Source organism: Streptomyces sp. CHD11, assembly GCF_018638295.1.
In the GTDB taxonomy this organism is placed as follows: Bacteria; Actinomycetota; Actinomycetes; order Streptomycetales; family Streptomycetaceae; genus Streptomyces.
On record NZ_JABTTS010000032.1, the window covers coordinates 92,668 to 118,291 of the forward strand.

The window sequence follows — 25,624 nt, forward strand, 5'->3', positions numbered from 1 at the left end:
TCCTGCGACCCCCCGCGCAAGTGCGTCAAGGGTGACGGTCTTGAGATTCCGACTAAGGACGATTACGTAACGGTCAACTGCCGCCGTGAGTGCCCCGTATGGGGCACCCGAGGTCAATGGGCAGCGCAGGCCACCTTACCGGCGACCATGCCCCCCTAGGAACGACCAACCGGGGATACCCCATTTGTGGGGTATCCCCGGTCGGGATCGCTCTACGTCATCGGGACACCTGAAGAAATCAGACGAGCTCGGTGACGGTACCGCCGGCGGCGGTGATCTTCTCCTTGGCGGAGCCGGAGACGGCGTCGACCGTCACCTGCAGCGCCACGGAGATCTCGCCCTGGCCCAGGACCTTGACGAGGCTGTTCTTGCGCACGGCACCCTTGTTGACCAGGTCCTCGACCGTGACCTCTCCGCCCTCGGGGTAGAGGGAGGCGAGCTTGTCCAGGTTGACGACCTGGAACTCGGTCTTGAACGGGTTCTTGAAGCCCTTGAGCTTCGGGAGACGCATGTGGAGGGGCATCTGGCCACCCTCGAAGCGCTCCGGAACCTGGTAACGGGCCTTGGTGCCCTTGGTACCACGACCGGCCGTCTTACCCTTCGACGCCTCACCACGACCGACTCGGGTCTTCGCGGTCTTGGCGCCGGGGGCGGGACGGAGGTTGTGGATCTTGAGCGGGTTCTGCTCCGCCATGATCAGTCGACCTCCTCGACCGTCACGAGGTGGCGGACGGTGTGCACCATGCCGCGGAACTCGGGACGATCCTCCTTGACGACCTGCGTGTTGATGCCCTTGAGACCAAGGGAACGCAGGGTGTCACGGTGGTTCTGCTTGCTGCCGATGTAGGACTTGACCTGCGTAATCCTGAGCTGCGCCATGACCTACGCACCCGCCCCGGCACGTGCGCGGAGAAGAGCCGCGGGAGCCACGTCCTCGAGGGGCAGACCACGGCGGGCCGCGATCTCCTCGGGACGCATCAGGCCCTTGAGGGCCTCCACGGTCGCGTGCACGATGTTGATCTGGTTGTCGGAGCCGAGCGACTTCGACAGCACGTCGTGGATACCGGCGCACTCGAGCACGGCGCGCACCGGACCACCGGCGATCACGCCGGTACCCGGGGACGCCGGCTTGAGCAGCACGACGCCGGCAGCCTTCTCACCCTGGATGGGGTGCGGGATGGTGCCCTGGATGCGGGGGACCTTGAAGAAGTGCTTCTTGGCCTCCTCAACACCCTTGGCGATGGCGGCCGGCACCTCCTTGGCCTTGCCGTATCCGACACCCACGGTGCCGTCACCGTCGCCCACCACGACCAGCGCGGTAAAGCTGAAGCGACGACCACCCTTCACAACCTTGGCGACGCGGTTGATCGCGACTACGCGCTCAACGTACGCGGTCTTCTCGGCGGCGGATGCGCCACCGTCACGGCCCTTCCGGTCCCGCCGCTCGCCGCCACCGGCACCGCCACCGCGGCGCTGGGGTCCAGCCATTGGAATTACCTCTCTCTGTTTCCGCTAGCTCGCAGCAACAACAGTCGCTACCGCGACGGGCGGCTCTAGAACTTCAGACCGGCTTCGCGGGCGGCGTCCGCCAGGGCGGCGATGCGCCCCGCGTACTGGTTGCCACCGCGGTCGAATACGACAGCCTCGACACCGGCGGCCTTGGCGCGCTCCGCGACCAGGGCACCGACCTGCTTGGCCTGCGAGGACTTGTCGGCCTCGCCACCACGGATCGATGCGTCCAGCGTGGACGCCGAAGCCAGCGTGTGGCCCTTGAGGTCGTCGATCACCTGCGCCACGATGTGGCGGTTGGAGCGGGTCACGACCAGGCGGGGACGCTCTGCGGTACCAGAGACATTCTTGCGGATCCGGATGTGACGGCGCTTGATAGCAGCACGCTTGTAGGCGTCGCCCTTGAGGATCTTCTGCCCGTATGCCATGGCTTACTTACCCGCCTTTCCGACCTTGCGCCGGATGACTTCGCCCTCGTACTTGACACCCTTGGCCTTGTACGGGTCGGGCTTGCGCAGCTTGCGGATGTTGGCCGCAACCTCGCCGACCTTCTGCTTGTCGATTCCCTCGACCGAGAAGCGCGTCGGGTTCTCGACCTTGAAGGTGATGCCCTCGGGGGCCTCGACCGTGATCGAGTGGCTGTAGCCGAGGGAGAACTCCAGGTTCGAACCCTTGGCGAGCACGCGGTAACCGACACCGCTGATCTCGAGCTTCTTCACGTAACCCTGGGTCACGCCGGTGATCATGTTCGCCACCAGCGTGCGGGACAGGCCGTGCAGGGCCTTGTTCTGACGCTCGTCGTTGGGGCGGGTGACGTTCAGAACGCCGTCCTCACCCTTGGCGATCTCGATCGGCGCCACGACGGTGTGGGTCAGCGAGCCCTTGGGGCCCTTGACCGAGACCGTCTGGCCGTCGATGGTGACGTCCACGCCGGCGGGAACCGCGATGGGGAGCTTGCCGATGCGCGACATAGCTGTTTCCTCCGTTCCCTTCCGTTACCAGACGTAGGCGAGGACTTCTCCGCCTACGCCCTTCTTGCCGGCCTGCTGTCCCGTGAGGAGCCCGTGGGACGTGGAGATGATCGCCACGCCCAGGCCGCCCAGGACCTTCGGCAGGTTGGTGGACTTCGCGTACACCCGGAGACCGGGCTTGGAGATCCGCTTGATGCCCGCGATGGAGCGCTCACGGTTGGGACCGAACTTGAGGTCCAGGACGAGGTTCTTGCCGACCTCGGCGTCCTCGACCTTCCAGCCCGTGATGAAGCCCTCCTGCTGGAGGATCTCCGCGATGTGCGACTTGATCTTCGAGTGCGGCATCGCCACGGTGTCGTGGTACGCCGAGTTCGCGTTCCGCAGACGCGTAAGCATGTCTGCGATCGGATCAGTCATGGTCATGAATTGGCCTTCGGCCTCTCTCGCCGGGGTTTCCTGGTGCGCCATCCCTCTCCCCGATCCGAGACGGGACGGGTGCGGCGCGGTGGACCTACGGCGTAGTAAGCAAACATGAGCGGGCGTTGCCCGCGTGCGTGCGGGCACGGCAGGTGCCCAACCCCGCAAGCCTAAGCCATACGGAGCGGGACTCCCGCCGTTCCCCTTGCTTACCGAGAGCCCTGGAGTCCGGAATTACCCGGACTACCAGGAGCTCTTGGTCACGCCCGGCAGCTCGCCACGGTGAGCCATCTCACGAAGGCACACGCGGCACAGGCCGAACTTGCGGTACACGGAGTGCGGACGACCGCAGCGCTGGCAGCGGGTGTAACCGCGCACTCCGAACTTGGGCTTGCGAGCAGCCTTCGCGATGAGAGCCTTCTTCGCCATCTCGCTCACGCCTCCTTGAACGGGAAGCCGAGGTGACGGAGAAGGGCGCGGCCCTCTTCGTCGTTGGTCGCCGTGGTCACCACGGTGATGTCCATACCCCGGGTGCGGTCGATCTTGTCCTGGTCGATCTCGTGGAACATGACCTGCTCCGTGAGACCGAAGGTGTAGTTGCCACGTCCGTCGAACTGCTTGGGGGACAGACCACGGAAGTCGCGGATGCGCGGGAGCGCGAGCGACAGGGTGCGGTCCAGGAACTCCCACATGCGGTCGCCACGGAGCGTGACGTGGGCACCGATCGGCTGGCCCTCGCGCAGCTTGAACTGCGCGATGGACTTGCGGGCCTTGGTGACGGCCGGCTTCTGACCGGTGATCGTGGTGAGGTCGCGGATGGCGCCCTCGATCAGCTTGGAGTCGCGGGCGGCGTCGCCCACACCCATGTTGACCACGATCTTCACGAGGCCGGGAACCTGCATGACGTTCTCGTAGGAGAACTGCTCACGCAGCTTGCCCGCGATGTCCTCGCGGTACTTCGTCTTCAGACGCGGAGTGGTGGTGGTCGTCATCAGATGTCCTCACCCGTCCGCTTGGCAACGCGGATCTTGTTGCCTTCGTCGTCGAAGCGGTAACCGACGCGCGTGACGACCTTGTTCCCGTCCTTCTCCACGACCAGCTGGACGTTGGAGACGTGGACCGGAGCCTCGGTGGTCACGATGCCGCCGGCCTGCGAACCGCTGGCGGTCGGGCCGGCCTTGGTGTGCTTCTTGACCCGGTTGACACCCTCGACCAGGACACGCTCGTCGCGCGGGTAAGCGGCAATGACCTTGCCCTGCTTGCCCTTGTCCTTGCCGGTGATGACCTGGACCAGGTCGCCCTTCTTGATCTTCATGCTCACAGCACCTCCGGCGCGAGGGAGATGATCTTCATGAACTTCTTCTCGCGCAGCTCTCGGCCGACCGGGCCGAAGATACGGGTGCCACGAGGGTCGCCGTCGTTCTTCAGAATGACGGCGGCGTTCTCGTCGAAGCGGATGTACGAGCCGTCCGGACGGCGGCGCTCCTTGACGGTGCGAACGATGACCGCCTTGATGACGTCACCCTTCTTCACGTTGCCACCGGGGATCGCGTCCTTGACGGTGGCGACGATGACGTCACCGATGCCCGCGTAGCGGCGACCGGAGCCACCGAGCACACGGATGCAAAGGATTTCCTTCGCCCCCGTGTTGTCGGCGACGCGCAGTCGCGACTCCTGCTGGATCACGTCTATCTCCTGTTTGTCTGCCGGTTCCCCGGGGGCCGCTCACCCTGTCGGGCGAGCGGACCCCGGAGCCTGGCGGAACTGTCCTGCGAGGGATGCCCCGCAGGAACGTCTGGGGAATTCCCTTGCGGGAATTACCTACTTGGCCTTCTCGAGGATCTCGACGATGCGCCAGTGCTTCGTCGCCGACAGCGGCCGGGTCTCCATCAGGAGGACGCGGTCGCCGATACCGGCGGCGTTCTGCTCGTCGTGGGCCTTGAGCTTGCTCGTGCTGCGGATGACCTTGCCGTACAGCGCGTGCTTCTTGCGGTCCTCGACGGCGACGACGACGGTCTTGTCCATCTTGTCGGCGACGACGATGCCCTCGCGGGTCTTACGGTCGCCACGAACCTCGGGGTTGGTCTCAGTCACGTTGTTCTCGCTCATCAGGCGTTCTCCACCGTTTCGATGCCCAGCTCACGCTCGCGCATCAGGGTGTAGATCCGCGCGATGTCCTTGCGGACCGCCTTCAGACGGCCATGGTTCTCAAGCTGTCCGGTCGCCGCCTGGAAGCGGAGGTTGAACAGCTCTTCCTTGGCTTCGCGGAGCTTCGCCAGAAGCTCCTCGTCACCCAGCTCGCGCAGCTCGGACGCCTTGGTACCGGCCGACATCACGCTTCACCTGCCTCGCGCTTGACGATCCGGCACTTCATCGGCAGCTTGTGCGCTGCACGAGTGAGGGCCTCACGGGCGATCTTCTCGTTGGGGTAGGACAGCTCGAACATGACCCGTCCCGGGTGCACGTTCGCGATCCACCACTCCGGCGAACCCTTACCGGAACCCATGCGGGTCTCGGCCGGCTTCTTCGTGAGCGGGCGGTCCGGGTAGATGTTGATCCAGACCTTGCCGCCACGCTTGATGTGGCGGGTCATCGCGATACGGGCCGCCTCGATCTGGCGGTTGGTCACGTACGCCGGCGTGAGGGCCTGAATGCCGTACTCGCCGAACGCGACCGTCGTACCGCCCTTGGCCTGACCACGGCGCTTCGGGTGGTGCTGCTTGCGGTGCTTGACCCTACGGGGGATCAGCATGTCGGTCAGGCCTCCGTTCCGGTGCTCTCAGCCGGAGCGGCAGCCGGAGCCTCGGCCTTGGGGGCCTCGGCAGCGGGAGCCTGCTGCGGCTTGCGGCCGCGACCGCCACGCTCGCCACCGCGGCCACCACGGGCCGGGCGGTCGGCACCGCCACGGGCCGGGCGGTTGCCGGCACGGGCGGCGGCGTTCTCGGCGCGGACCTCGGCGATGTTCTTGACGTCGCCCTTGTAGATCCAGACCTTCACGCCGATGCGGCCGAAGGTCGTCTTGGCCTCGAAGAAGCCGTAGTCCACGTTCGCGCGGAGCGTGTGCAGGGGCACACGGCCCTCGCGGTAGAACTCCGAGCGGGACATCTCGGCGCCGCCGAGACGGCCACCACACTGGATCTTGATGCCCTTGGCGCCGGCCTTCATCGTGCCCTGCATGCTCTTGCGCATGGCACGACGGAAGGAGACGCGGGAGGACAGCTGCTCGGCGACGGCCTGGGCCACCAGCTGAGCGTCCGTCTCCGGGCTCTTGACCTCGAGGATGTTGAGCTGGACCTGCTTGCCCGTGAGCTTCTCGAGGTCACCGCGGATGCGGTCGGCCTCGGCGCCGCGGCGGCCGATCACGATGCCCGGACGCGCGGTGTGGATGTCCACCCGCACACGGTCCCGGGTGCGCTCGATCTCGACCTTGGAGATGCCGGCGCGCTCCATGCCGGACGTCATCATCCGGCGGATGGCGACGTCTTCCTTGACGTAGTCCTTGTACAGCTTGTCGGCGTACCAGCGCGACTTGAAGTCGGTGGTGATGCCGAGCCGGAACCCATGCGGGTTAACCTTCTGGCCCATTACCGGGTTCCTTCCTTGCTGCTGACGACCACGGTGATGTGGCTGGTCCGCTTGCGGATCCGGTAGGCGCGGCCCTGGGCACGCGGACGGAACCGCTTCAGGGTCGGGCCCTCGTCGACGTAGGCCTCGGAAATGAAGAGGCTGTCGGCGTCGGTGTGGTCGTAGTTGTGCGCGGCATTGGCGATGGCGCTGTCCAGCACCTTGCCCACCGTCACGCTCGCGGCCTGCGGGGCGAAACGCAGGACCGCCTGAGCCTCCGTGGCATCCATGCCACGGATGAGGTCCACCACGCGGCGGGCCTTCATGGGCGTGACGCGGATGTACCGCGCCTGGGCCCTGGCTTCCATGGTTGTCCCTTCAGTGTCTGTCATGGTCGATTGCACCCCGCCGACTAGCGGCGCTTCGACTTCCGGTCGTCCTTGACGTGGCCCCGGAAGGTGCGGGTCGGCGAGAACTCGCCGAGCTTGTGGCCGACCATCGACTCGGTGACAAACACCGGGATGTGGGTCTTGCCGTTGTGCACCGCGATCGTGTGGCCCAGCATCGCCGGGACGATCATCGAGCGACGGGACCAGGTCTTGATGACGTTCTTGGTACCGGCTTCGTTCTGGACGTCCACCTTCTTGATCAGGTGGTCGTCGACGAAGGGTCCCTTCTTCAAGCTACGAGGCATCTCAACCCGTCCTTAGCGCTTCTTGTTCGTCTTGCGGCGGCGGACGATGTACTTGTTCGACGCCTTCTTGGGCGAACGAGTACGGCCTTCCTTCTTGCCCCAGGGGGACACGGGGTGACGGCCACCGGAGGTCCGGCCCTCACCACCACCGTGCGGGTGGTCGACCGGGTTCATCACGACACCACGGACGGTCGGGCGGACGCCCAGCCACCGCTTACGGCCGGCCTTGCCCCAGTTGATGTTGCTCTGCTCGGCGTTGCCGACCTCGCCGACCGTGGCGCGGCAGCGCTGGTCGACCAGGCGGATCTCTCCGGACGGCATGCGGAGGTGGGCCATCGAGCCCTCCTTCGCGAGCAGCTGCACGGAGGCACCGGCGGAGCGGGCGAACTTGGCGCCGCCACCGGGACGGAGCTCGATCGCGTGGATCGTGGTACCGACCGGGATGTTGCGGAGGGCCAGGTTGTTGCCCGGCTTGATGTCGGCCCCGGGACCGTTCTCCACGCGGTCGCCCTGCTGCAGGTTGCGCGGGGCGAGGATGTAGCGCTTCTCGCCGTCGGCGTAGTGCAGCAGCGCGATGCGCGCGGTGCGGTTGGGGTCGTACTCGATGTGCGCGACCTTCGCCGGCACGCCGTCCTTGTCGTGACGACGGAAGTCGATCACGCGGAAGGCGCGCTTGTGGCCACCACCCTGGTGGCGGACGGTCACACGACCGGAATTGTTACGGCCGCCCTTGCTGTGCAGGGGACGGACCAGCGACTTCTCCGGCGTGGACCGCGTGACCTCGACGAAGTCGGCGACGCTGGAGCCACGACGGCCCGGCGTCGTCGGCTTGTACTTGCGGATACCCATTTCTCAGTCCTCGTCCGATATCGAACGATCCTGACCGCTTAAGCGGTCGGACCGCCGAAGATGTCGATACGGTCGCCCTCGGCGAGGGTCACGATCGCGCGCTTGGTCGCCGCACGCTGGCCGAAGCCGGTGCGGGTCCGCTTGCGCTTGCCGATGCGGTTGATCGTGTTGACCCCGGTGACCTTGACCTCGAAGACCGCCTGGACGGCCTGCTTGATCTGGGTCTTGTTCGCGTGGGGGTCGACGAGGAACGTGTACTTGTTCTCGTCGATCAGCGCGTAGCTCTTCTCCGACACGACCGGCTTGAGCAGCACGTCACGGGGGTCCGTGTACGACTTGCTCACCGGAGTGACGACGGTGTTCTTGCCTTCGGCCTCGTGGCGGCGCGCCTTGGCGACGCGACGGGCCTTGGCCGCCTTGGCGGCCTTCGAGGCGATCGAGGGGTGACGAGCAGCCATCAGACCTCGCTCCCTTCGTTGTCGTTGGCCTTGTTCGGGCCGGCGACGAAGGACTCGAAAGCGGCCTGGGTGAAGACCACATCGTCCGAGACGAGAACGTCGTACGTGTTCAGCTGGCCCGGCTCCAGAATGTGGATCTGGGGCAGGTTGCGGGCGGACAGCCACGCGGCCTCGTCGGCGCGGTCGACGACCAGGAGCAGGTTCTTGCGCTCCGAGATCTTGCCGAACAGCGTCCGGGCGGCCTTCGTGGAGGGCGCCTCACCCTCGATCACGCCGGTGACGACGTGGATGCGGTTGTGGCGGGCCCGGTCGGTGAGGGCGTGGCGCAGGGCCGCGGCCTTCATCTTCTTCGGGGTCCGCTGCGAGTAGTCACGCGGCTGCGGGCCGTGGACGACGCCACCGCCGGCGAACTGCGGGGCGCGGGTCGAGCCCTGACGGGCGCGGCCGGTGCCCTTCTGGCGGTACGGCTTGCGGCCGCCACCACGGACTTCTCCGCGACGCTTGGTCTTGTGCGTGCCCTGGCGGGCAGCGGCGTTCTGCGCGACGACGACCTGGTGGATCAGCGGAATGCTGATCTTCTCCACGCCGAAGATCTCCGCGGGGAGCTCGACGCTTCCGGTCTTCTCGCCGGCAGGCGAAAGGATGTCAACAGTGCTCATCGTTACCTCAGGCCCCCTTGGCCGCGGTGCGGACCAGGACGAGGCCGCCGTTCGGACCGGGAACCGCGCCCTTGATGAGCAGCAGACCCTTCTCCGCGTCAATGGCGTGGACGGTCAGGTTCTGGGTGGTGACCCGCTCGTTGCCCATGCGACCCGCCATGCGGAGGCCCTTGAACACGCGGCCCGGGGTGGCACAGCCACCGATGGAGCCCGGCGAGCGGTGCTTGCGCTGGGTGCCGTGACCGGCGCCGAGGCCCTTGAAGTTGTGACGCTTCATGACACCGGCGAAGCCCTTGCCCTTGCTCTTGCCGGTGACGTCGACCTTCACGCCGGACTCGAAGACCTCGGCGGTGACTTCCTGGCCCAGCGTGTACTCGGAGGCGTCCGCGGTGCGGATCTCGACGAGGTGACGGCGGGGGGTGACGTCGGCCTTGGCGAAGTGGCCCTTGAGGGGCTTGTTCACCTTGCGCGGGTCGATCTCGCCGAAGGCGATCTGGACCGACTCGTAGCCGTCGGCGTCGTTCGTACGGACCTGGGTGACGACGTTCGGGCCGGCCTTGACGACGGTGACCGGAACAACACGGTTGTTCTCGTCCCACACCTGCGTCATGCCGAGCTTCTCGCCCAGGATGCCCTTGATCTGCTTGGTCATCTTCAGATCACCGCCCTCAGAGCTTGATCTCGATGTCGACACCGGCCGGGAGGTCGAGTCGCATCAGAGAGTCAACGGTCTTGGGGGTCGGGTCGAGGATGTCGATCAGGCGCTTGTGCGTGCGCATCTCGAAGTGCTCGCGCGAGTCCTTGTACTTGTGCGGCGACTTGATGACGCAGTACACGTTCTTCTCAGTGGGCAGCGGCACCGGGCCCGCGACCGACGCACCAGTGCGCGTCACCGTCTCGACGATCTTCTTCGCCGAAGAGTCGATGACCTCGTGGTCGTAGGCCTTGAGCCGGATGCGGATCTTCTGTCCCGCCATGGCTACTCCGTAGTCCTGTTTCTCTCAACGCTCTGGAACCCGGTGTTCCACACTCTCGCCGTCCGACCCACGCGGTCGGGCGTGTCGCTCTCTCGCTGACATGGATGTCCCACGTTCGAACATCCCTGCGGGGATTGACACGGCCTTACCAGAACCGTGGACCGGGGGCGAAAGGCCCACCGGGTGCCTGGCCGGCATCGCACACACGCTTTCCGGAAGATTCCCGTACGTCCGCCCCTGCGCCTTCCGGCGCAACGCATGGGGCGACGAGTACTGTGGGACTTGCTTCCAGCCCTCCCGGCGGGAGGCGCGCAGCATCAACGCTCGACCGAGCAACTCCGACAGTTTGCCACACGGGGACCGGGGCTGGCCAATCGGACGGAAGAGATTACCCCGGGAGTGACGGCGATCAAACGCGGGAGCCTCCGGACCGGCGCCGGAGCCCGGAGCGGGTCGCCGCTCCACGATCATGAACACCATGTCGAACACCTCACGGCGCAGCGTCCTCGCCGTCCTCGCCGCCTCCACCGCTTCCCTCCCCCTGGTCAGCACGACCGCCTCCCCCGCACAGGCGACCGGTACGGCCGCACCGGCCACGCCACTCGCGGCTCCGACGACACTCGGCTCCACCCCCTCGTCCGTGACGACGGCACCGCTGGGTGCCGCTCACTTCCTCCGCGAGACACTGCGGTCGCCCCTCACCACCAGGATCCTGCCGGGCACCCCGTCCCGTACCGAGGTCACCTCGGACGGCAGACGCGTCGCCCTGCTCACCCACGGCGCCCGCACCGTGCTGCTGCCCGGACCGGAGCGGACGTTCACGGAGAACAAGCACCCCTTCGTGGACGACTTCGGGCGGACCCTGCCCGACCCGTCCCTGCCCGCGGACAGGCGCTCCTACTGGGGCAGCTCCCCCGGCGGCGGCGTCTGGTCCACTCTCGGCCCCGCCGACACCGACTACTCGGTACTGCCGGGCACCGGCGTCATCGAACTGACCACCGACTACGCCAGCCGGCACGCCAGCATCCGCGACAACGCGCTCACCGACGTCGACGTCCGCTCCGTCGCCCGCTTCGACAAGGTGCCCACCGGGGAAGCCTGCTCCTACGCCCTGTCCTTCGGCTACCAGAACACCCACAACAACTACCGGGCCCGGCTCTCCTTCGTCACCTCCGGCGCGGTGCAACTGCGGGTGGAGAAGGAGGTCGACGACACGGTCACCCAGCTGGTCCCGGCCCTCACGGTCGCCACCGGTGTGCCCGCGGGCACGGACTGGACGATCCGGGTGCGCCGTGAGGGGACCCGGATCCGGGCCAAGGCCTGGGCGTCCACCGCACCGGAGCCCTCCGGGTGGGCGGTGGACGTCACCGACTCGACCTTCGGGGCGGGACGCGTCGGCCTGCGCGCACTGGCCAACCGCGGCTGCACCAGCCTGCCGATGAAGCTGCTGGTGAGCCGCTTCCAACTGGACGCCGGCACGTGGGCAGAGCCGCCGACGGTCACCCACGGGGACTGGGTGCGGGTGCTGCCCGAGCCCTTCGACGGAACCTGGACGCCGGAGCTGGAGAGCACCGTACGCGCCTGGTCCGGCTCCACCGCGCCGGACGTCCTGGCCTACGCCGCCATGTTCCTCCCCGGTGCTCCCGCCGTGATCTCCGGCTCCGGACCGGCGGAGGGCAGACAGGTCCTGGGCGCGGCGGGGTACGGCTACCTGGACCCGCGGGGTCTGCGCCGCGAGGGTGCCGACTTCCACGAGTACATGGACACCGGCTGGACCTTTCCCGACGGCACCCACACCGGCCGGTCGAGCAAGCAGGTGGGCAACCTCGACTGCTCGGGTTACACACGGATGGTGTACGGCTACCACATGGGGGTGCCGATGGCCGCGGGTGAGGACACCTCCGGCACCCGGATACCCCGGCGGTCCCGCGACATGGCCGACCACGCCCCGGGGGTGCGCATCGCCCGCACCGACGGGGTGATCCCTCCTTCCGCCGAGCAGCTCCAGCCCGGCGATCTCGTGCTGTTCAACGCGGACTCGGGCGATGACAACGTCATGGCCACGGCGGACCACGTCGGCATCCACCTCGGCACGGACACGGCCGGCGGGCGCCGCTTCCTGTCCAGCCGCAAGACCGTCAACGGCCCCACCATGTCCGATCTGGGAGGCGCCTCACTCCTGGACGGAACGGGCACCTACGCCCGGACCCTGCACACGGTGCACCGCATCTGACACCCCCGCCGAAGGCGCCGGTGGGGGGTGGGTGGCGATGAGACTGCCGGTGCGGGCGTCGGGGATCAGCCCCGCGACGCGTAGGCCACGAAGTCCGCCCACGCCTCCGGTGTGAGCGCGAGCCGCGGGCCGGATGTGTTCTTGGAGTCGCGGACGTGGACGGTGGTGGGGGTGGGGGCGACTTCGATGCAGTCGTTGCCGTTGCTGCTGCTGCTGTAGCTGCTCTTGAACCAGTGGAGTTCCGGCGTGCTCATAGCTCTCCCAGCATTTGCTCGATGAAGACCAGAGACTCCTCTGGTGTGAGCGCCTGAGCCCGGATGATGCCATAGCGCAGATCGAGGACGCGGAGCTGTCTTGGGTGCGAGACCGGGCGGCCTCCGAAGTCGCCGTCGGTACGCCCCATCCCCGTACCGTCCGCGAACTTGAGCACCTCGACAAGCCCACCCGTTCCCGGGTGGTTCGCGCTGGCGGTCGGCATCACCTGAAGCTCCACGAACGGCAACTTCGCCACGTGCAGCATGTGTTCGAGCTGTCGGCGCAGCACCATTGTGCCCCCGACCGGGCGGCGCAGCGTCACCTCTTCCAGGACAAAGCCGAACTCCGGCGCGGGTGAGCGCTCGAAGACGGACTTCCGGGCCATGCGGGCGACCGTCATGCGCTCCAGTTCGTCCGGCGGGTAGGCGGGACGCCAGGTGCGAAGCAGCGCCCGCGCGTACTCCTCCGTCTGCAACAGCCCATGGATGTTGTGGTTGCTGTACAGCAGCATCTCCACCGACCGCTCCTCCAGCTCGGCCAGTTGCCGCACCTTCTTCGGATACCGCGCCTTGCGCATGTCCTCCATGAAGGCCCTCAGATGCCCCTGCGCCTTCAGGATCTGGTCCGCCCTGTCCAGGCACTCCGGGCGGGGGATGCGGGCCCCGCGTTCGATCTTGCGGATCATGTCCTCGCCGTACCCGAGGGCGTCCGCCAGCTCGGACACGCTCATCCCGGCGGACTCCCGGCAGACCCTGAGCAGGCGGCCCACCGCCTGCACCACCGGCTCGATCTCGTCGCCCGGCTCGACATCCCAGCCCGCCTCGTCGACACCCTCGTCCACGGCTCCTCCTCCGGCGCGTACGTGTACTCGTACTCGTACAACGCCGAGACAGCCGAGACAGCCGAGACAAAAGCCGGGACAGTGACGGTACGTGCAGGCGTTGTCACTCCTCCACGGAAGCAGGTTCCGCCACGCTGAGTGACGTGAATCAGGAAATCAGTGACCCCGCGCCCCGACTTGCCGCCGCCCCCGTCCGTAACCTCAGCCTCCAGCTGTCCTCCACACCGCGCGGCGCCCGTCTCGCCCGGCTGCTCGCCACCGAGCAACTGCGCACGTGGGGACTGCCGACGCACCCGGCGGAACTCGTCGTCGCGGAGCTGTCGGCCAACGCCGTCACCCACGGCCGCGTCCCCGGCCGGGACTTCCGGCTGTTGCTGTACGTCGTCGGCGGCATCCTCCGCATCGAGGTCACCGACACGCGCGGTGACCGGATGCCGTGCCCACAGCACTCCGCCACCGACGCCGAGTCGGGACGCGGCCTGCTGCTCGTGGAAGCCTTCGCCGACCGTTGGGGAGTCGTCCCCGGGCCGCCCCCGCTCAAGACCGTCTGGGCCGAGGTGGAGACCGGACCCACCGGTTCCCGACCCGTCGCCCCACCCCGGTGACCCGGCGACGGGACTGCCGTACGGGCCAGGCTCAGGGCAGCTCGGCCCACGTCCCCATCGTGGCCTCCAGCGTCCAGATGCGGACCTCGGCCCTCGCCCTGGCCGCGTACAGGTCCCGCTCGGAGACGATGCTCAGATCGCCGGTGCCCAGCTGCTGTCGTACGGCGTGCGTGGCCAGGTCCATGCCTGTGGTGCCGCCGTCACAGAGCGAGGCGAGGAAGGCACCGTCCCAGGTCCGCTCGTGCAGCACCCAGGGCGCCTCCCCATTCGCGGTCTTGCGCAACATGCTCATGAAGTCCGCGGCACACTTCCGGCGGGCGTCACCGTTCTTGATCTGGAAGACGTGATTGCCGGTCTCGACAACGGTCGCGGTCGGCAGCACGAAGCGCACCCTGGCCTTCAGCCGGGCGTCCATCTCCGACAAGACTTCGCCGCGGTGGCCGTCCATGTGGGGTACGCCGAGGATCTCGACGAAAACGGATGTGTCCAGGAAGTCGACGACGGGGAGCCGCAGCCCGGACTGTTGCTGTCTGCTCACGGACTCACAGGCTCCTCAGGAAGTCCTCGACACTCGTCATACCCTCTTCCCGGGGCCGCACGGCATCCGGCAGACGCCCCTTGGTCACCGCGTCACCGAGGTCACCCGCGGCCAGGAGGTCGACGTAGCCGGGCAGTTCCGTGAGGCGGGACAGTCGGCTCTCCCCCGACTCCGGGTCCCGGCTGCACACAACGACTCCCGGATGATCCTGCGCGTTCAGGGAATTGAGCAGGGCCGGGCTGTGGGTGGTGAAGAGCACGTCGATGCGGCGCCGCTGGGACTCATCCTTCATCAGACGCAGTACCCGCGCGGCCTGGGTGGGGTAGAGGCCGTTCTCGATCTCCTCGATCACCAGGTGCCGCTGCGTCAGGAGCGGTTCGACGCCACCGTCGGAGACGGGCGCGCTCAGCAGAGCGGTGCCGAAGGCAAGGAACCGCAGCATGCCGTCGCTCAGGAGCCGTGCGGGGACGTCGTGTTCCGCTCCGTGGTATCCCGCCTCGCGCAGGACCAGCTGTACATCCCCCAACTTGGTGTCAACGCTGCTCATCCCCCGCACCGGGTACTCGGGCATGCCCGCCACCAGCTCCGTGAGTCTGTCGAAAGCGGCGGGATCGGTCTTGGCCAGGCCGGCGACCGCCGCGCTCAGGTTGTCGGCGCTGCGTCTGAGCTCCGCGTCACGCGCATTGACGTACTGCCTCATGAGGTGCGGAACCGGGTCGAGGAGGAAGACGTCCCGCAGGACGGCGAGCACGTCCCGCGCCGCCCGGTGTACGAGCTTCGTGGCCTCCGTGGTCGCGGGCAGCCTCACCGGCACCTGCCCGGCCAGCAGCCTGTCGGCGGCGAACGGTACCCCCGGATCGAGACCGCGCCGCCCGTTGAAGTAGCGGACGTTGAGGTCGCTGCGGCGTGCGTCCGGTGCGTCGCTCGTCAGGAGAGAACGCCCTTCCGCCAGCCGGCGGCCCGCATACGGCACGCCCTCGACCGCCGTCAGCTCCTCACGGAGGATGCGCACTTCGGGAGAGACCGCGATCACCACGTCCAGATCGAAGACCGCCTCACCGGACCGCACCCGGCACCCGAGCGCGAAACGGTCCTCCCCGAGCGGCACACACCCCTCGGCGCCGCCCCGGATCGGTTCCTCTCCCCCGGTGCGGGGCCCGTCCAGCGCGTCCCTCACCGGTTCGCCCAGTGCCAGCCGGGACAACACCATCAGTCCGTCGAGCGCGTTGGACTTCCCACTGCCGTTCCGCCCGATCAGCACGGTGAGATCCTGCAAGGGCAGACGCTGCTCGGTGAAGCTCTTGAAGGAGGTCAGTCGCACCTCTTCAAGACGGGGAGTGTCCACCAGGCACCTCTTTCACTCACTATCGACCTGACGCAGTCCTTCGCTCAGCTAAGCAGCAGCCCATACGACGCGTCCAACAGCGACCGACCGGCGTGCCGAAGCGCCACACCACCGCCGGCCGACCGGCTCAGCGACAGTTCAGCGTCTTCACGGTGGCGGGGAAGTAGGCGCGCATGAAGTCCTCAAGAGGGGCCCGGTAGGTGTCACGGGTGGAATTGGCTCCCTCCAGTAGTACGGACAGCGTGAAACGGGAGCCTCCCTCGGTCTCGCAGAGCGTCGTGGAGATCGCTCCGTCGTAGCCGATCACCGTTTCCTCCGGGAGATCCACCCTCTCCGGCATCGAAAGGTTCGACACCGAATCCACGGACCCGGCCACCTGTAGCGGGTCGACGGGATCCGAGTGCCACGCGAACCGCAGACGCAGAGCGACCTCGTCACCGACGTAGACGCGGCACGGGGAGGACGGTTGTGGTTCCCCTCTCTCCACGTCGTTCCGTTCGGACACATCGCCCTCGGCCGGAAGCAGCGGCTCCAGGAGACGTGGGCTTATACGGGTTCCGCAGAGCGACTCGGGCAGCTCCCGTTTCCCCTCGCCGCCGAACAGCCACAGGCCTCCGAGGACCAGCAGAGTTCCCAGTGCCACGGGGACGATGCCCCGGAACAGACGACTCATCCCCTCGTCCCGCCTCCGGAGATTCCCTGAGCCCGGGAGATCCCGATCTCTGCGGCCTGCTCGATCTTGTCGGCCGGCCTGTACTGGGGGGCACCGTCCTTCTGGTGCACTTCCTGCCATTCCTCTGCCAGAGCGATCAACTGCTTGTTGCGGTCCTCATACCGGGCGATGTTCTCCTTGGCCGCCTGCCCGTCCAGGCTCCTCTGCTCGTCCTCCAGCCACTTCTCGGTGACGTAGTCGACTCCCTGCTGGATCCTGTCACCGGCGACCGGGATGTAGCTGATGGCCTCGTCGAGCAGCGGCTTGGCCCCGAACTCAGCGATCTCCGGATCACCCTGGGCCTGGACACGGGCCTCCGCCAGGAAGCCGACCGTGCGGCCCGCACGCGTCAGGGACTCCTCCGGGTAGGAGCTGTCGGCATCGTGGATGCCGGTGACCATCGCCTGGTTCAGTCCCGCGTTCAGCGTGCCGTAGGCGTCCTGGTCCTTGGAGAGTTGCTTCGTGACCTCGAAGAGGTCGGTCTGGTCGAGGGGCGAGGCCGCGATGTCGACGTTGCTCATCGCCGTGTACACCGTGTCCCCGTGGTTGACCAGGATCGTGGCCATGGGCTCCCGCAGGGACGGTGGGAAGTCGTCGCCCTCGTCGGCCAGGGTCGTCAGGGCCGACTTGAGGACCGCCTCGTTCTGCTCGGTGTGCTCGACGTAGCGGGCGTTCCCGTCCGACGGGTCGATACCGGTCGTCGCGGCCTGCAGGGCGGCGCCGAAGCCCGCGTGGCTGTCGCCGTCCACACCGCGTGTACGTGGTCGTCTTCATCCCCTCCCGCTCGTGCAGGGTGACCTCCCAGTCCCGCTCGTTCATGAGGTACGTCATGTGCGCGTCGGAGCCGAGGTAGTCCGCGGCGGCGTCGGGGTTCCGGCTCATGAGGCCGAGCATGCCGTCCACCGGGTCGTTGGCGAACCAGCCGCCCCGCTCTCCGCTGTACTCGTGCTTGAGGCGCCAGATGCCCGGGTCCTTCTTCTCGGCCGCGATCATGTCGTCGGTCAGGTCCGCGAGCATGTCCGGCGCGTACCCGTCGCCCTTCTGCATGAGGGTGACCAGTGACTGGTAGCCGACCGCCTCGTCGAGGCGGGCTCCCTGGGCGTCGGTGGCGTACCGGGCCACGCCGGCCTCCCGCATGTCCTCGCGCCAGCCCTCGTACCAGGGCGACCCGGTGTCCCGGGTCGCCGAGGCGAGGGCGTGGGCCAGGCCGGTCCCGATCTTCGTGTAGTGGTCCGCGCGGCCGTCGCCGCGCGCGTGGACGAGGTCGTTCAGCTCGTTCGTCAGTCTGATGGTGCCTTCGGCGCCCAGGCCGTCCAGGAGCGTGCGGGAGAACGCGGGGTCGTCGGCGTTGTCGCGGAACGTCCGCTCCAGCTCGGCGAGTTCCCTGTCGGACAGGCGCTCGCCCTCGCGGAGCCGGTCCAGTGCCTTCTCGGCCGCCTCACCCTCGTACTTCTCGATGTCGCCCTTCGCCTCACCGTTGAAGCCCTTGCCGCCGGCGAGGGGGCTGGAGTCGGTCACGACGGCCCGCAGGGCGATCCGGACGCCGGTGTCCGCGTCCGTGACATCCCGGACCGCCTTGTCGATGCGGTCCTGCCACGACTGGACGGCGTCCAGGCAGGCCGGATCCTGGCGCACCGACCTGCGTGACTCCTCCGGCAGCCGCTCCATGTCGAAGCTCACGCGTCCGGTCTCGGACACCTTCATGCCCGCGTCGACGGCGTCCTGCCGGGCCGACTTCAGCCGGCCGCGCAGTTCGACGAACTGCGTGTGCGCGTCGCGTACCAGTGCGGCCACCGCCTTGGCCTCCGTCTGCGCGTACTCGAACTGCTTGAGGGTGATGTCGAAACGCCTGTTGGCCGCGCCGGCGCTCAGTCCCTCCCAGCCGGTGCCCAGGGAGATGCCGTGCACGTCCCGGCGGTAGGCCTTCTCCTGTTCGGCGAACTCACCCGCCATCCCGTCCCACTGTTCGGCGGCCGTGGTGAGTGCGCCGAGATCCGTGGTCATGATCTCGTGGTAGGTCGGCATCTCGGTCCCCCAGGGTGTCTCGGCAGGGCTCGGCAGAGCGTCCCGGCAGGGTTCACCGTGAACCGGTTCGGCTTCGTCCCTGCCGTCGCTCCGGCCCAGCGGTGCACGTCCCAGCGGTGCACGTCACCACGGACCGTCCTCCCCGTCCGGTCGCCCTCCCGCGCGGCCACACCGGTGTCGGAGGGTCGACCGCTGTCGCACACGGTATCGCGGCGTAGCGGAGCGTGACGTCACGGCCGCTCCGCCCACCCCGGCGGGCAGCGCGAGCCACCCCACGCGTCGTGCCGTACCGTCCCGGCGGAGCGTTCAGCCCAGTTTGGCGACCGTGAGGATCACCGCCGCGTCCTCCAGCGCCTCCAGGGCGTGGCGGGCCGGGGGGATGGCGATCAGGTCGCCGGAGCGGCCCTCCCACTCCGTGTCGCCGCTGGTGAGGCGGACGCGGCCGCGCAGGACCAGCAGGGTGGCCTCGCCGGGGTTCTCGTGCTCGGCGAGGCCGGTGCCGGCGGTCAGCGCGAGGAGGGTCTGGCGCAGGGTGTGCTCGTGGCCGCCGTAGACGGTGGTGGCGCTGCGGCCGTTGGACGCGGCGGCGGCGCGTTCGAGGTGTTCACGGGCGAGGGCGTCGAGGGAGAGCTTCTGCATGGCTCCCAGTGTTCCCGCCGGCGGCGCACGGTCACCAGGGCCGTGTGGGGTACACCGTGGTGTCGGCCACGTTCACCCGGACGGCCCGTGCCGTGCCCGCGTGCTCCGCGATACTGGCCCGGTGCCGTCGACATCGCTGCCCCCGGAGCCCGTCACGCCCGACCCGCCGGAGGCGATCGCGCGCCCGCTGCTCACCCAGTCCTGGCTCGACCTGACGTTCGTGCACTGGGCGGTGGACCCGGCCGACGTGGCCGGTCTGCTGCCGCCGGGCACCGTGCCCGACACGCTGGACGGGGTCACGTACGTCGGTCTCGTCGCGTTCCGGATGCACCGGGTGGGCTGGCTGCGGCTGCCGGGGGTGCCGTACCTGGGGAACTTCCCGGAGACCAACGTCCGCCTCTACTCGGTGGACCCGCACGGACGGCGCGGGGTCGTCTTCCTCTCCCTGGACGCCTCCCGGCTGATCCCGGTGGCGATCGGGCGCCTGGGGTTCCGGATGCCGTACGTCTGGTCCCGGATGAGCGTGGGGCACCTCGACGGCGGCAGGGTGACGTACACCGGCTCCCGGCGCTGGCCGGGACCGCGCGGTGCGGGCAGCCGTCTCACCGTGCGACGGGGCGAGGCGATCGGGGAGCCGACGGAGCTGGAGCACTTCCTCACCGCCCGCTGGGGCATGCACGGCGCGTTCTTCGGGCGGTCGATGTACCTGCCCAACGCGCATCCGCGCTGGCCGCTGGAGCGGGCCGAGCTGGTGGAGTGCGAGGAGGACCTGATCACGGCGGCCGGTCTGCCGGCACCGGCCGGGGAGCCGGTGAGCGTGCTGTACTCCCCGGGCGTCCCCGCCCGCTTCGGCCGGCCTGCCCGTCCGGCGGGCATCCCCACGCCGTGACGCGGGCGCGTGTGTCCCTCCGTGACGCGGCGCGTGTGGCCCCGCACGACGCCCCGGGGCGTCGTGCGGGNGGCCGGGGCCGCGCCGCGGACGGCGGGGTCCGGCACGCGCGTCCGGCGCCGCTCATCAGTACGCACGTCCGGCCCCGCCCACCGGTGCGGGCGGGGCGCCGGCCCCGCGCGTGCCGGGCCCGGCGGCACGCCTCAGATGACGCCCTGCGCGAGCATCGCGTCCGCGACCCGCTCGAATCCGGCGATGTTGGCGCCGGTCACGTAGTCGCCGGGGGCGCCGTAGCGCTCGGCGGTCTCGGCGCAGGTGGTGTGGATGTCGGTCATGATGCGGGCCAGCTCCTGCTCGACCTGGTCGGCCTTCCACGAGGTGCGTGAGGCGTTCTGCGTCATCTCCAGCGCGCTGACCGCGACGCCGCCCGCGTTGGCCGCCTTGCCGGGGCCGAAGGCGATACCGGCCTGCCGGAGCAGGTCGACGGCCTCGGGCGTGGTGGGCATGTTGGCGCCCTCGGAGACCGCCTTCACACCGTTGCGGATCAGGGCGGCGGCGTCGTCCGCGTTCAGCTCGTTCTGGGTGGCCGACGGCAGGGCGACGTCCGCCGGGACCTCCCACACCCGCCCGCCGGGCACGAACCGGGCGGAGGCGCCCCGGCGCTCGGCGTAGGTGATGACCCGGCCGCGCTCGACCTCCTTGATCTGCCGCAGCAGCTCCACGTCGATGCCCTTCTCGTCCACGATGTAGCCGCTGGAGTCGGAGCAGGTCACGGGGTTGGCGCCGAGGGCGGCCAGCTTCTGGATGGTGTAGATCGCCACGTTGCCGGAGCCGGAGACGACCGCGGTCTGCCCCTCCAGTTCCTCGCCGCGGGCGCGCAGCATGGCCTCGGCGAACAGCACGTTGCCGTAGCCGGTCGCCTCCGGACGGATCAGCGAACCGCCCCATCCGGAGCTCTTGCCGGTGAGGACGCCGCCCTCCCAGCGGTTGGTGATCCGCCGGTACTGGCCGAACAGGTAGCCGATCTCGCGGGCGCCGACGCCGATGTCACCGGCCGGGATGTCGGTGTACTCACCGATGTGCCGGTACAGCTCGGTCATGAAGGACTGGCAGAAGCGCATGACCTCGGCGTCGCTGCGGCCCTGCGGGTCGAAGTCGCTGCCGCCCTTGCCTCCGCCGATGCCGAGCCCGGTGAGCGCGTTCTTGAAGATCTGCTCGAAGCCGAGGAACTTGACGATGCCGAGGTTCACCGAGGGGTGGAAGCGCAGGCCGCCCTTGTAGGGGCCGAGGGCGCTGTTGAACTCGATCCGGAAGCCCCGGTTCACGTGCACCTGGCCGGCGTCGTCCTGCCACGGCACCCGGAACATGATCTGACGCTCCGGCTCGACGAGCCGCTCCACGAGTCCGGGGACCGCGTACTCGGGCCGGGCGGTCAGCACCGGAGCGAGCGTCTCCAGCACCTCGCGTGCGGCCTGGTGGAACTCGGGCTCCGCCGGGTTGCGGCGCTCCACTTCGGCACGCAGCTGGTCGAGCGACATCTTGGGGTCGGGGCGTGAGGTCACGGGGTCCCTTTCTGGCACGGCGGACACCGGTCCGGGGACCGGTGAGGGGCGCTCGGCGCCGTTGCCGACCGCGGGACAGCGGCCGCCCTGTTGTATACGACAGGCCGGCCGACCCTCCCAGTGTTACTCGGGTGTTAACGCGATACCAAGAGCCGATCCTTAATGTCCGCTATCTGGACACGGCTTACAGAATCCGGGACGGCGATCCGGGGTTCGGTCACCCCCGCCGGCCTTAACATCCCGCGATGACCCCCTCTCGCTTACGGCCATCGTCGACCGACTCCGTCATCGCGTTCGGTTTCGCGGCGGTCAGCTGCATCGCGGGCGCCTACTACCAGCCACCCGGCTGGCGCACATTCGACGGACTCGGATACGTCCTGGCCTGCCTGACCGCACTGCCACTGGCGGCACGACGCCGGTCACCGGTCGCGACGGTGCTGGCGTCGGCGGCCGCGTACGCCACGTACCTCGGCTGTGGCTACCAGCCGTCCGTGAACGTCTGGGCGCCGGTCGTCGGCCTGCTCAGCCTGGCCGGATGCCGTCCGCTCGCCGTCGCCTGGGCCGGGGGCGTCCCCGTGGCCGCGGTCATGGCGCTGAGCGGGTTCGCGGGCCGCCTGCACCCCGCGCTGGTGGCCGCCCAGGCCGTCCTCGTCCCCGTCGTGGCCATCTCCTTCGGCCATACTCGCTACCTCCTCGTCCGCGCCAACGCCAGGCTCCGCGAGGTCACCGCGGACCTGATGGCCGAGCAGGAGGCACGCGCCCGCAACGCCGTCACGCTCGAACGCATGGCGATCGCCAGGGAACTGCACGATGTGGTGGCCCACCACATGTCGGTGATCACCATTCAGGCCGGACTCGCGGAGACGGTGCTCACGTCGGACGCCCCCGCCGCCCGCGGCGCCCTGCGGATCGTCGCGGAGACCGGGCGCGGCGCGCTCGACGAGCTGCGGCGCCTGCTCACCGTCCTGCGTGTCCAGTCCGACGACGACGGGCAGGAGGCCCCGTACGAGGCGGCGCCCCGCCTCGACCGGCTGCCGGAGCTGGTCGACGGCGCCACCGCGGCCGGCCTGGACATACGGTTCGCGGCATCGGGTGCACCGGTCCCCCTGCCGCCCATCGTCGACGTGTGCGTCTACCGGGTCGCTCAGGAGGCGCTCACCAACGTCATCAAGCACGCTCCCGGCGCCCGGGTGGTCCTCACCGTCGACTACACCCCGGACGAGGTCGTCCTGGGGGTCCGGGACGACGGCGGCCCGGACGGCCGCACTCGCACGGACGAGCGACCGGAAACCGTCCCCGGCTCGGGACTCGGCTTGATCGGTATGCGCGAACGGGCCAGGATCTGCGGAGGACGCCTGTCCGCAGCACCCCACGACGGAGGCGGGTTCGAGGTCGAAGCGGTCCTCCCGCTGCCCGCGCCCCGTCGTGCGCGCCCGGAGGAGTCGGAGGGGCAGGGACCATGACCCGCGTACTCGTGGTGGACGACCAGGAGCTGGTCAGAGCCGGCCTGGCGTCCCTGCTCCGGACCGCGCCGGACATTACCGACGTGCGGGAGGTCTCCGACGGTGAGGCGGCTGTCGAGGCGGCGCACCGCGAGCGGTGGGACGTCGTCCTGATGGACATCCGGCTGCCGGGCATCAGCGGTATCACCGCCACCGAGGAGATCCTGAAGACGGCGCCGGACCCGCCGCACGTGATCGTGCTGACGACCTTCGACGTGGACGAGTACGTGTACGCGGCGCTGCGCGCCGGTGCCAGCGGCTTCCTGCTCAAGGACACCTCGCCGCGGCGGCTCATCGAAGCGGTGGGGGTGGTGACCCGCGGCGAGATGCTCTTCGCCCCGGCGGTGACCCGGCGCCTGGTGGAGGCCTATACCCGGCAGCCCGCCTCGGCGGTCGAACGGGAGGCGCTGTCGGAGCTGACCGCGCGGGAGAGGGAGGTCCTGCGGCTGGTCGGCCTGGGTATCGACAACGAGGCCATCGCCCGGGAGCTGCACGTCACCGAGGGGACGGTCAAGACGCACCTGTACCGGATCATGGGCAAGCTCTCCCTCAGCAGCCGCGCCCAAGCGGTCGTCATGGCGTACGAGAGCGGTCTGGTCGTCCCCGGACAGGCCCGGTGACAGCGGGCCGCGTGGCGCACCACTCCCCCTTGGCGGTGCGCCACGCGCCCGGTCTCAGCCGTCCACGCTCACGCGGGACGCGTCGGCGCACCGGCTCAGCGTGTTGTTGCTGTTGAAGAGGCACACCTTGATGCCCACCCGGTCACCGGCGATGATGTTGCCCCACTCCTTGAAGGGGTCCCAGACCACGGCGGCGCCGGCCAGCCCGTTGGTGTTGTTCCTGGCGCCGAGGTAGATGTCGTCGATCCAGGCGTACGCCCGGACACCCTTGCCGTCGCTGCAGTAGTCGTGGATGACGAGGTAGTCGTCGTTGTTGCCCCCGCCCGGGGCGCCGGGCCCGTAGTCGACGAAGTCGACCACACCGCATCCACCGCTCGTCGTGCCCACCGAGAAGCTGTCGTTCGTGGCGGCGACGGCGGCCTGGGTGCCGAACAGCAGGGTCGCGGCGGCGACCGCCGTGGTGGTGAACGCCGCACGGGCGGCCATGGGACGGAAGTTCATGGTTCATCCCCCATTTCGATGTCATCGGCCGCCGCGTTCCTGGTAGCCGCGGCCGCTCACTGACAGGTCGTGTCCGACCTGGGCATGACATTACGAGCGCCGCACCGGCCCGTCGTCCGGCCCAGACCTGAGATACGCCGACCCCCGTGCACCCTCCGCCGTATGCCTGTGGTTGACGCCTCCTCCGCGGCCTCGCTCCGAGGACGCGCATCACGGCACCGTCGGCATCACGGCTCAACCGACTGCCCCTTCCCGCCGGGCCGGGGGCGCCCGGCTGATCGCGGTGCCCGGGAGCTGGCTATCGTGGCGACCCACAACACCTTCACAGGTCAACTCCTGCGTGCGACAAGGGGACTAACGGTGACTCAGCACGAATCGGGCGTGGACGCTCCCCTGCGGATCGACACCAGCAAGCCGCATCCCGCGCGGATGTACGACTGGTTCCTCGGCGGCAAGGACAACTACCCGGTGGACGAGGAACTGGGGCGGCAGCTCGTGGGGTTCGCGCCGGTCATCCCGGTCATGGCGCGGATGAACCGGGCGTTCATGCACCGTGCCACGCGCTGGGTGGCGGGCCGGGGCGTGCGCCAGTTCCTCGACATCGGGACCGGGATCCCGACGGAGCCGAACCTGCACCAGGTGGCTCAGGAGATCGCCGCCGACGCACGGGTCGTGTACTGCGACAACGACCCGATCGTCCTCGTCCACGCCGAGGCGCTGCTGCGGGGAACGCCGGAGGGGGTCGTCGACTATGTGCAGGCGGACGCCCGTGACACCGCCGCCATCGTCGACGAGGCCCGGAAGTCCCTGGACTTCGAGAAGCCGGTCGCGCTGTCCCTGATCGCGCTGCTGCACTTCATCGGCGACGAGGACGGGGCGTACGAGCTGGTGGAGCGGCTCAAGGAGGAGCTGGCGCCGGGCAGTTATCTGATCATGTCCCACCTCACACCCGACTTCCACCCGGAGGAGGCCTCCAGGAAGGTGGTCGACCTCTACCGCGCGGGCGGGCTCACCATGGACATGCGCAGCCGGGAGCGGTTCGCCCGGTTCTTCGAGGGCCTGGAGGTCGCCGACCCCGGCATGGTGGCGGCCGAGGCGTGGCACCCGGAACTCGGTGAGCCGGTGCCGGGGTCGGAGGGTGTCCTCAGCGGGGCCTATGTGGCGGTGGCCCGCAAGGGGTGAATCACCCGAGGGGTGGGCCCCGGGGGGTGTCCGCGGGACGGGCGGTGTCAGCCCTTCCGGTGCCCGTGGTGGTGCTT

Annotated in this window: 37 protein-coding genes; 6 read left to right on the forward strand and 31 right to left on the reverse strand. The window is 68.9% G+C overall.

Annotated elements, in window-relative coordinates:
- Nucleotides 1-238 precede the first annotated feature (238 nt).
- The 21 genes from rplO to rpsJ all read right to left on the reverse strand — a co-directional run bounded on the left by rplO (nucleotide 239) and on the right by rpsJ (nucleotide 10,098).
- Nucleotides 239-694: a 50S ribosomal protein L15 gene (gene rplO, locus HTV45_RS28115; RefSeq protein ID WP_215208704.1), complete on the reverse strand. Its 456-nt coding sequence runs from the start codon at nucleotides 692-694 to the stop codon at nucleotides 239-241.
- A 2-nt stretch (nucleotides 695-696) separates the two neighbouring features.
- Complete coding sequence (rpmD, locus tag HTV45_RS28120) at nucleotides 697-879, reverse strand: 50S ribosomal protein L30 (protein WP_004927226.1); 183 nt, start codon at nucleotides 877-879, stop codon at nucleotides 697-699.
- A 3-nt stretch (nucleotides 880-882) separates the two neighbouring features.
- On the reverse strand, nucleotides 883-1,488 hold the full coding sequence (rpsE, locus tag HTV45_RS28125) for a 30S ribosomal protein S5 (RefSeq protein WP_215208705.1): 606 nt from the start codon (nucleotides 1,486-1,488) through the stop codon (nucleotides 883-885).
- Between the two features lie 65 nt (nucleotides 1,489-1,553).
- Complete coding sequence (gene rplR, locus HTV45_RS28130; protein WP_055592173.1) at nucleotides 1,554-1,937, reverse strand: 50S ribosomal protein L18; 384 nt, start codon at nucleotides 1,935-1,937, stop codon at nucleotides 1,554-1,556.
- A 3-nt stretch (nucleotides 1,938-1,940) separates the two neighbouring features.
- Nucleotides 1,941-2,480 (reverse strand): 50S ribosomal protein L6, encoded by a 540-nt coding sequence (rplF, locus tag HTV45_RS28135; protein ID WP_215208706.1) that lies wholly within the window; start codon nucleotides 2,478-2,480, stop codon nucleotides 1,941-1,943.
- 24 nt (nucleotides 2,481-2,504) lie between these two features.
- Nucleotides 2,505-2,903 carry a 30S ribosomal protein S8 gene (rpsH, locus tag HTV45_RS28140; RefSeq protein ID WP_103546597.1) on the reverse strand — a complete coding sequence of 133 codons (399 nt, stop codon included), beginning with the start codon at nucleotides 2,901-2,903 and terminating at the stop codon, nucleotides 2,505-2,507.
- Nucleotides 2,904-3,140: 237 nt separating this feature from the next.
- On the reverse strand, nucleotides 3,141-3,326 hold the full coding sequence (locus HTV45_RS28145; protein ID WP_003948630.1) for a type Z 30S ribosomal protein S14: 186 nt from the start codon (nucleotides 3,324-3,326) through the stop codon (nucleotides 3,141-3,143).
- A 5-nt stretch (nucleotides 3,327-3,331) separates the two neighbouring features.
- Nucleotides 3,332-3,889, reverse strand: coding sequence for a 50S ribosomal protein L5 (gene rplE, locus HTV45_RS28150; protein ID WP_103546598.1), 558 nt, complete (start codon nucleotides 3,887-3,889; stop codon nucleotides 3,332-3,334).
- Complete coding sequence (gene rplX, locus HTV45_RS28155) at nucleotides 3,889-4,212, reverse strand: 50S ribosomal protein L24 (RefSeq protein WP_016645174.1); 324 nt, start codon at nucleotides 4,210-4,212, stop codon at nucleotides 3,889-3,891. The genes rplE and rplX overlap by 1 nt, the downstream gene beginning before the upstream one ends.
- Nucleotides 4,213-4,214: 2 nt before the next feature.
- Nucleotides 4,215-4,583, reverse strand: coding sequence for a 50S ribosomal protein L14 (rplN, locus tag HTV45_RS28160; protein ID WP_003992364.1), 369 nt, complete (start codon nucleotides 4,581-4,583; stop codon nucleotides 4,215-4,217).
- A gap of 135 nt (nucleotides 4,584-4,718) precedes the next feature.
- Nucleotides 4,719-5,006: a 30S ribosomal protein S17 gene (gene rpsQ / locus HTV45_RS28165; protein WP_215208707.1), complete on the reverse strand. Its 288-nt coding sequence runs from the start codon at nucleotides 5,004-5,006 to the stop codon at nucleotides 4,719-4,721.
- Nucleotides 5,006-5,230, reverse strand: a complete 225-nt coding sequence (gene rpmC, locus HTV45_RS28170) for a 50S ribosomal protein L29 (RefSeq protein WP_030831683.1) — start codon at nucleotides 5,228-5,230, stop codon at nucleotides 5,006-5,008. Before rpmC ends, rpsQ begins: the two co-directional genes overlap by 1 nt.
- Nucleotides 5,230-5,649, reverse strand: coding sequence for a 50S ribosomal protein L16 (gene rplP, locus HTV45_RS28175; RefSeq protein ID WP_004927269.1), 420 nt, complete (start codon nucleotides 5,647-5,649; stop codon nucleotides 5,230-5,232). The genes rpmC and rplP overlap by 1 nt, the downstream gene beginning before the upstream one ends.
- 5 nt (nucleotides 5,650-5,654) lie before the next feature.
- Nucleotides 5,655-6,482: a 30S ribosomal protein S3 gene (rpsC, locus tag HTV45_RS28180; protein ID WP_030220998.1), complete on the reverse strand. Its 828-nt coding sequence runs from the start codon at nucleotides 6,480-6,482 to the stop codon at nucleotides 5,655-5,657.
- The gene (rplV, locus tag HTV45_RS28185) at nucleotides 6,482-6,829 is read right to left on the reverse strand and encodes a 50S ribosomal protein L22 (protein ID WP_215208729.1); all 348 of its coding nucleotides are present in this window, start codon (nucleotides 6,827-6,829) and stop codon (nucleotides 6,482-6,484) included. Before rplV ends, rpsC begins: the two co-directional genes overlap by 1 nt.
- A 44-nt stretch (nucleotides 6,830-6,873) precedes the next feature.
- The gene (gene rpsS / locus HTV45_RS28190; RefSeq protein WP_003948639.1) at nucleotides 6,874-7,155 is read right to left on the reverse strand and encodes a 30S ribosomal protein S19; all 282 of its coding nucleotides are present in this window, start codon (nucleotides 7,153-7,155) and stop codon (nucleotides 6,874-6,876) included.
- A gap of 12 nt (nucleotides 7,156-7,167) precedes the next feature.
- Entirely contained in the window at nucleotides 7,168-8,004 is an 837-nt protein-coding gene (rplB, locus tag HTV45_RS28195) for a 50S ribosomal protein L2 (protein WP_103546601.1), read from the reverse strand.
- A gap of 38 nt (nucleotides 8,005-8,042) precedes the next feature.
- Nucleotides 8,043-8,462, reverse strand: coding sequence for a 50S ribosomal protein L23 (gene rplW / locus HTV45_RS28200; protein WP_215208708.1), 420 nt, complete (start codon nucleotides 8,460-8,462; stop codon nucleotides 8,043-8,045).
- Complete coding sequence (gene rplD / locus HTV45_RS28205) at nucleotides 8,462-9,121, reverse strand: 50S ribosomal protein L4 (RefSeq protein ID WP_215208709.1); 660 nt, start codon at nucleotides 9,119-9,121, stop codon at nucleotides 8,462-8,464. Before rplD ends, rplW begins: the two co-directional genes overlap by 1 nt.
- 7 nt (nucleotides 9,122-9,128) lie before the next feature.
- Complete coding sequence (gene rplC, locus HTV45_RS28210; protein ID WP_215208710.1) at nucleotides 9,129-9,773, reverse strand: 50S ribosomal protein L3; 645 nt, start codon at nucleotides 9,771-9,773, stop codon at nucleotides 9,129-9,131.
- Nucleotides 9,774-9,789: 16 nt separating this feature from the next.
- Complete coding sequence (gene rpsJ, locus HTV45_RS28215) at nucleotides 9,790-10,098, reverse strand: 30S ribosomal protein S10 (RefSeq protein ID WP_003948644.1); 309 nt, start codon at nucleotides 10,096-10,098, stop codon at nucleotides 9,790-9,792.
- Nucleotides 10,099-10,576: 478 nt separating this feature from the next.
- Between rpsJ and HTV45_RS28220 the strand changes: the two genes are divergently transcribed.
- Nucleotides 10,577-12,331, forward strand: coding sequence for an NlpC/P60 family protein (locus HTV45_RS28220; protein WP_215208711.1), 1,755 nt, complete (start codon nucleotides 10,577-10,579; stop codon nucleotides 12,329-12,331).
- 65 nt (nucleotides 12,332-12,396) lie between these two features.
- Here HTV45_RS28220 and HTV45_RS28225 read toward each other — a convergent pair whose 3' ends face one another.
- Nucleotides 12,397-12,585: a DUF397 domain-containing protein gene (locus HTV45_RS28225; protein ID WP_215208712.1), complete on the reverse strand. Its 189-nt coding sequence runs from the start codon at nucleotides 12,583-12,585 to the stop codon at nucleotides 12,397-12,399.
- Nucleotides 12,582-13,427 (reverse strand): helix-turn-helix transcriptional regulator, encoded by an 846-nt coding sequence (locus HTV45_RS28230; RefSeq protein ID WP_215208713.1) that lies wholly within the window; start codon nucleotides 13,425-13,427, stop codon nucleotides 12,582-12,584. Before HTV45_RS28230 ends, HTV45_RS28225 begins: the two co-directional genes overlap by 4 nt.
- A gap of 143 nt (nucleotides 13,428-13,570) precedes the next feature.
- Here HTV45_RS28230 and HTV45_RS28235 point away from each other — a divergent pair, with 143 nt between their 5' ends.
- A complete protein-coding gene (locus tag HTV45_RS28235) occupies nucleotides 13,571-14,032 on the forward strand; it encodes an ATP-binding protein (RefSeq protein ID WP_215208714.1) in 462 nt (153 codons plus the stop codon).
- Nucleotides 14,033-14,063: 31 nt separating this feature from the next.
- Here HTV45_RS28235 and HTV45_RS28240 read toward each other — a convergent pair whose 3' ends face one another.
- The 6 genes from HTV45_RS28240 to HTV45_RS28260 all read right to left on the reverse strand — a co-directional run bounded on the left by HTV45_RS28240 (nucleotide 14,064) and on the right by HTV45_RS28260 (nucleotide 19,291).
- Nucleotides 14,064-14,570 carry a hypothetical protein gene (locus HTV45_RS28240; RefSeq protein WP_215208715.1) on the reverse strand — a complete coding sequence of 169 codons (507 nt, stop codon included), beginning with the start codon at nucleotides 14,568-14,570 and terminating at the stop codon, nucleotides 14,064-14,066.
- Nucleotides 14,571-14,574: 4 nt separating this feature from the next.
- Nucleotides 14,575-15,915, reverse strand: a complete 1,341-nt coding sequence (locus HTV45_RS28245; RefSeq protein ID WP_215208716.1) for an AAA family ATPase — start codon at nucleotides 15,913-15,915, stop codon at nucleotides 14,575-14,577.
- Between the two features lie 127 nt (nucleotides 15,916-16,042).
- The gene (locus tag HTV45_RS28250; protein ID WP_215208717.1) at nucleotides 16,043-16,588 is read right to left on the reverse strand and encodes a hypothetical protein; all 546 of its coding nucleotides are present in this window, start codon (nucleotides 16,586-16,588) and stop codon (nucleotides 16,043-16,045) included.
- Nucleotides 16,585-17,028, reverse strand: a complete 444-nt coding sequence (locus HTV45_RS34535; protein ID WP_251692863.1) for a hypothetical protein — start codon at nucleotides 17,026-17,028, stop codon at nucleotides 16,585-16,587. The genes HTV45_RS28250 and HTV45_RS34535 overlap by 4 nt, the downstream gene beginning before the upstream one ends.
- The gene (locus HTV45_RS28255) at nucleotides 16,919-18,631 is read right to left on the reverse strand and encodes a hypothetical protein (protein WP_251692864.1); all 1,713 of its coding nucleotides are present in this window, start codon (nucleotides 18,629-18,631) and stop codon (nucleotides 16,919-16,921) included. Before HTV45_RS28255 ends, HTV45_RS34535 begins: the two co-directional genes overlap by 110 nt.
- A gap of 327 nt (nucleotides 18,632-18,958) precedes the next feature.
- Entirely contained in the window at nucleotides 18,959-19,291 is a 333-nt protein-coding gene (locus tag HTV45_RS28260) for a cupin domain-containing protein (RefSeq protein WP_215208718.1), read from the reverse strand.
- Between the two features lie 121 nt (nucleotides 19,292-19,412).
- Between HTV45_RS28260 and HTV45_RS28265 the strand changes: the two genes are divergently transcribed.
- Complete coding sequence (locus HTV45_RS28265) at nucleotides 19,413-20,180, forward strand: DUF2071 domain-containing protein (protein ID WP_308309773.1); 768 nt, start codon at nucleotides 19,413-19,415, stop codon at nucleotides 20,178-20,180.
- Nucleotides 20,181-20,383: 203 nt separating this feature from the next.
- Here HTV45_RS28265 and gdhA read toward each other — a convergent pair whose 3' ends face one another.
- Entirely contained in the window at nucleotides 20,384-21,742 is a 1,359-nt protein-coding gene (gene gdhA / locus HTV45_RS28270) for an NADP-specific glutamate dehydrogenase (RefSeq protein ID WP_215208719.1), read from the reverse strand.
- 245 nt (nucleotides 21,743-21,987) lie between these two features.
- Between gdhA and HTV45_RS28275 the strand changes: the two genes are divergently transcribed.
- Together HTV45_RS28275 and HTV45_RS28280 are read left to right on the forward strand one after the other, a co-directional pair.
- Nucleotides 21,988-23,205, forward strand: coding sequence for a sensor histidine kinase (locus tag HTV45_RS28275; protein WP_215208720.1), 1,218 nt, complete (start codon nucleotides 21,988-21,990; stop codon nucleotides 23,203-23,205).
- Nucleotides 23,202-23,864 carry a response regulator transcription factor gene (locus HTV45_RS28280; RefSeq protein WP_215208721.1) on the forward strand — a complete coding sequence of 221 codons (663 nt, stop codon included), beginning with the start codon at nucleotides 23,202-23,204 and terminating at the stop codon, nucleotides 23,862-23,864. The genes HTV45_RS28275 and HTV45_RS28280 overlap by 4 nt, the downstream gene beginning before the upstream one ends.
- A 54-nt stretch (nucleotides 23,865-23,918) precedes the next feature.
- On the opposite strand, the gene HTV45_RS28285 is transcribed toward HTV45_RS28280, so the two are convergent.
- Nucleotides 23,919-24,365: a hypothetical protein gene (locus HTV45_RS28285; RefSeq protein ID WP_215208722.1), complete on the reverse strand. Its 447-nt coding sequence runs from the start codon at nucleotides 24,363-24,365 to the stop codon at nucleotides 23,919-23,921.
- Nucleotides 24,366-24,725: 360 nt separating this feature from the next.
- Here HTV45_RS28285 and HTV45_RS28290 point away from each other — a divergent pair, with 360 nt between their 5' ends.
- Nucleotides 24,726-25,547, forward strand: coding sequence for an SAM-dependent methyltransferase (locus HTV45_RS28290; RefSeq protein WP_215208723.1), 822 nt, complete (start codon nucleotides 24,726-24,728; stop codon nucleotides 25,545-25,547).
- Nucleotides 25,548-25,624: the final 77 nt, after the last annotated feature.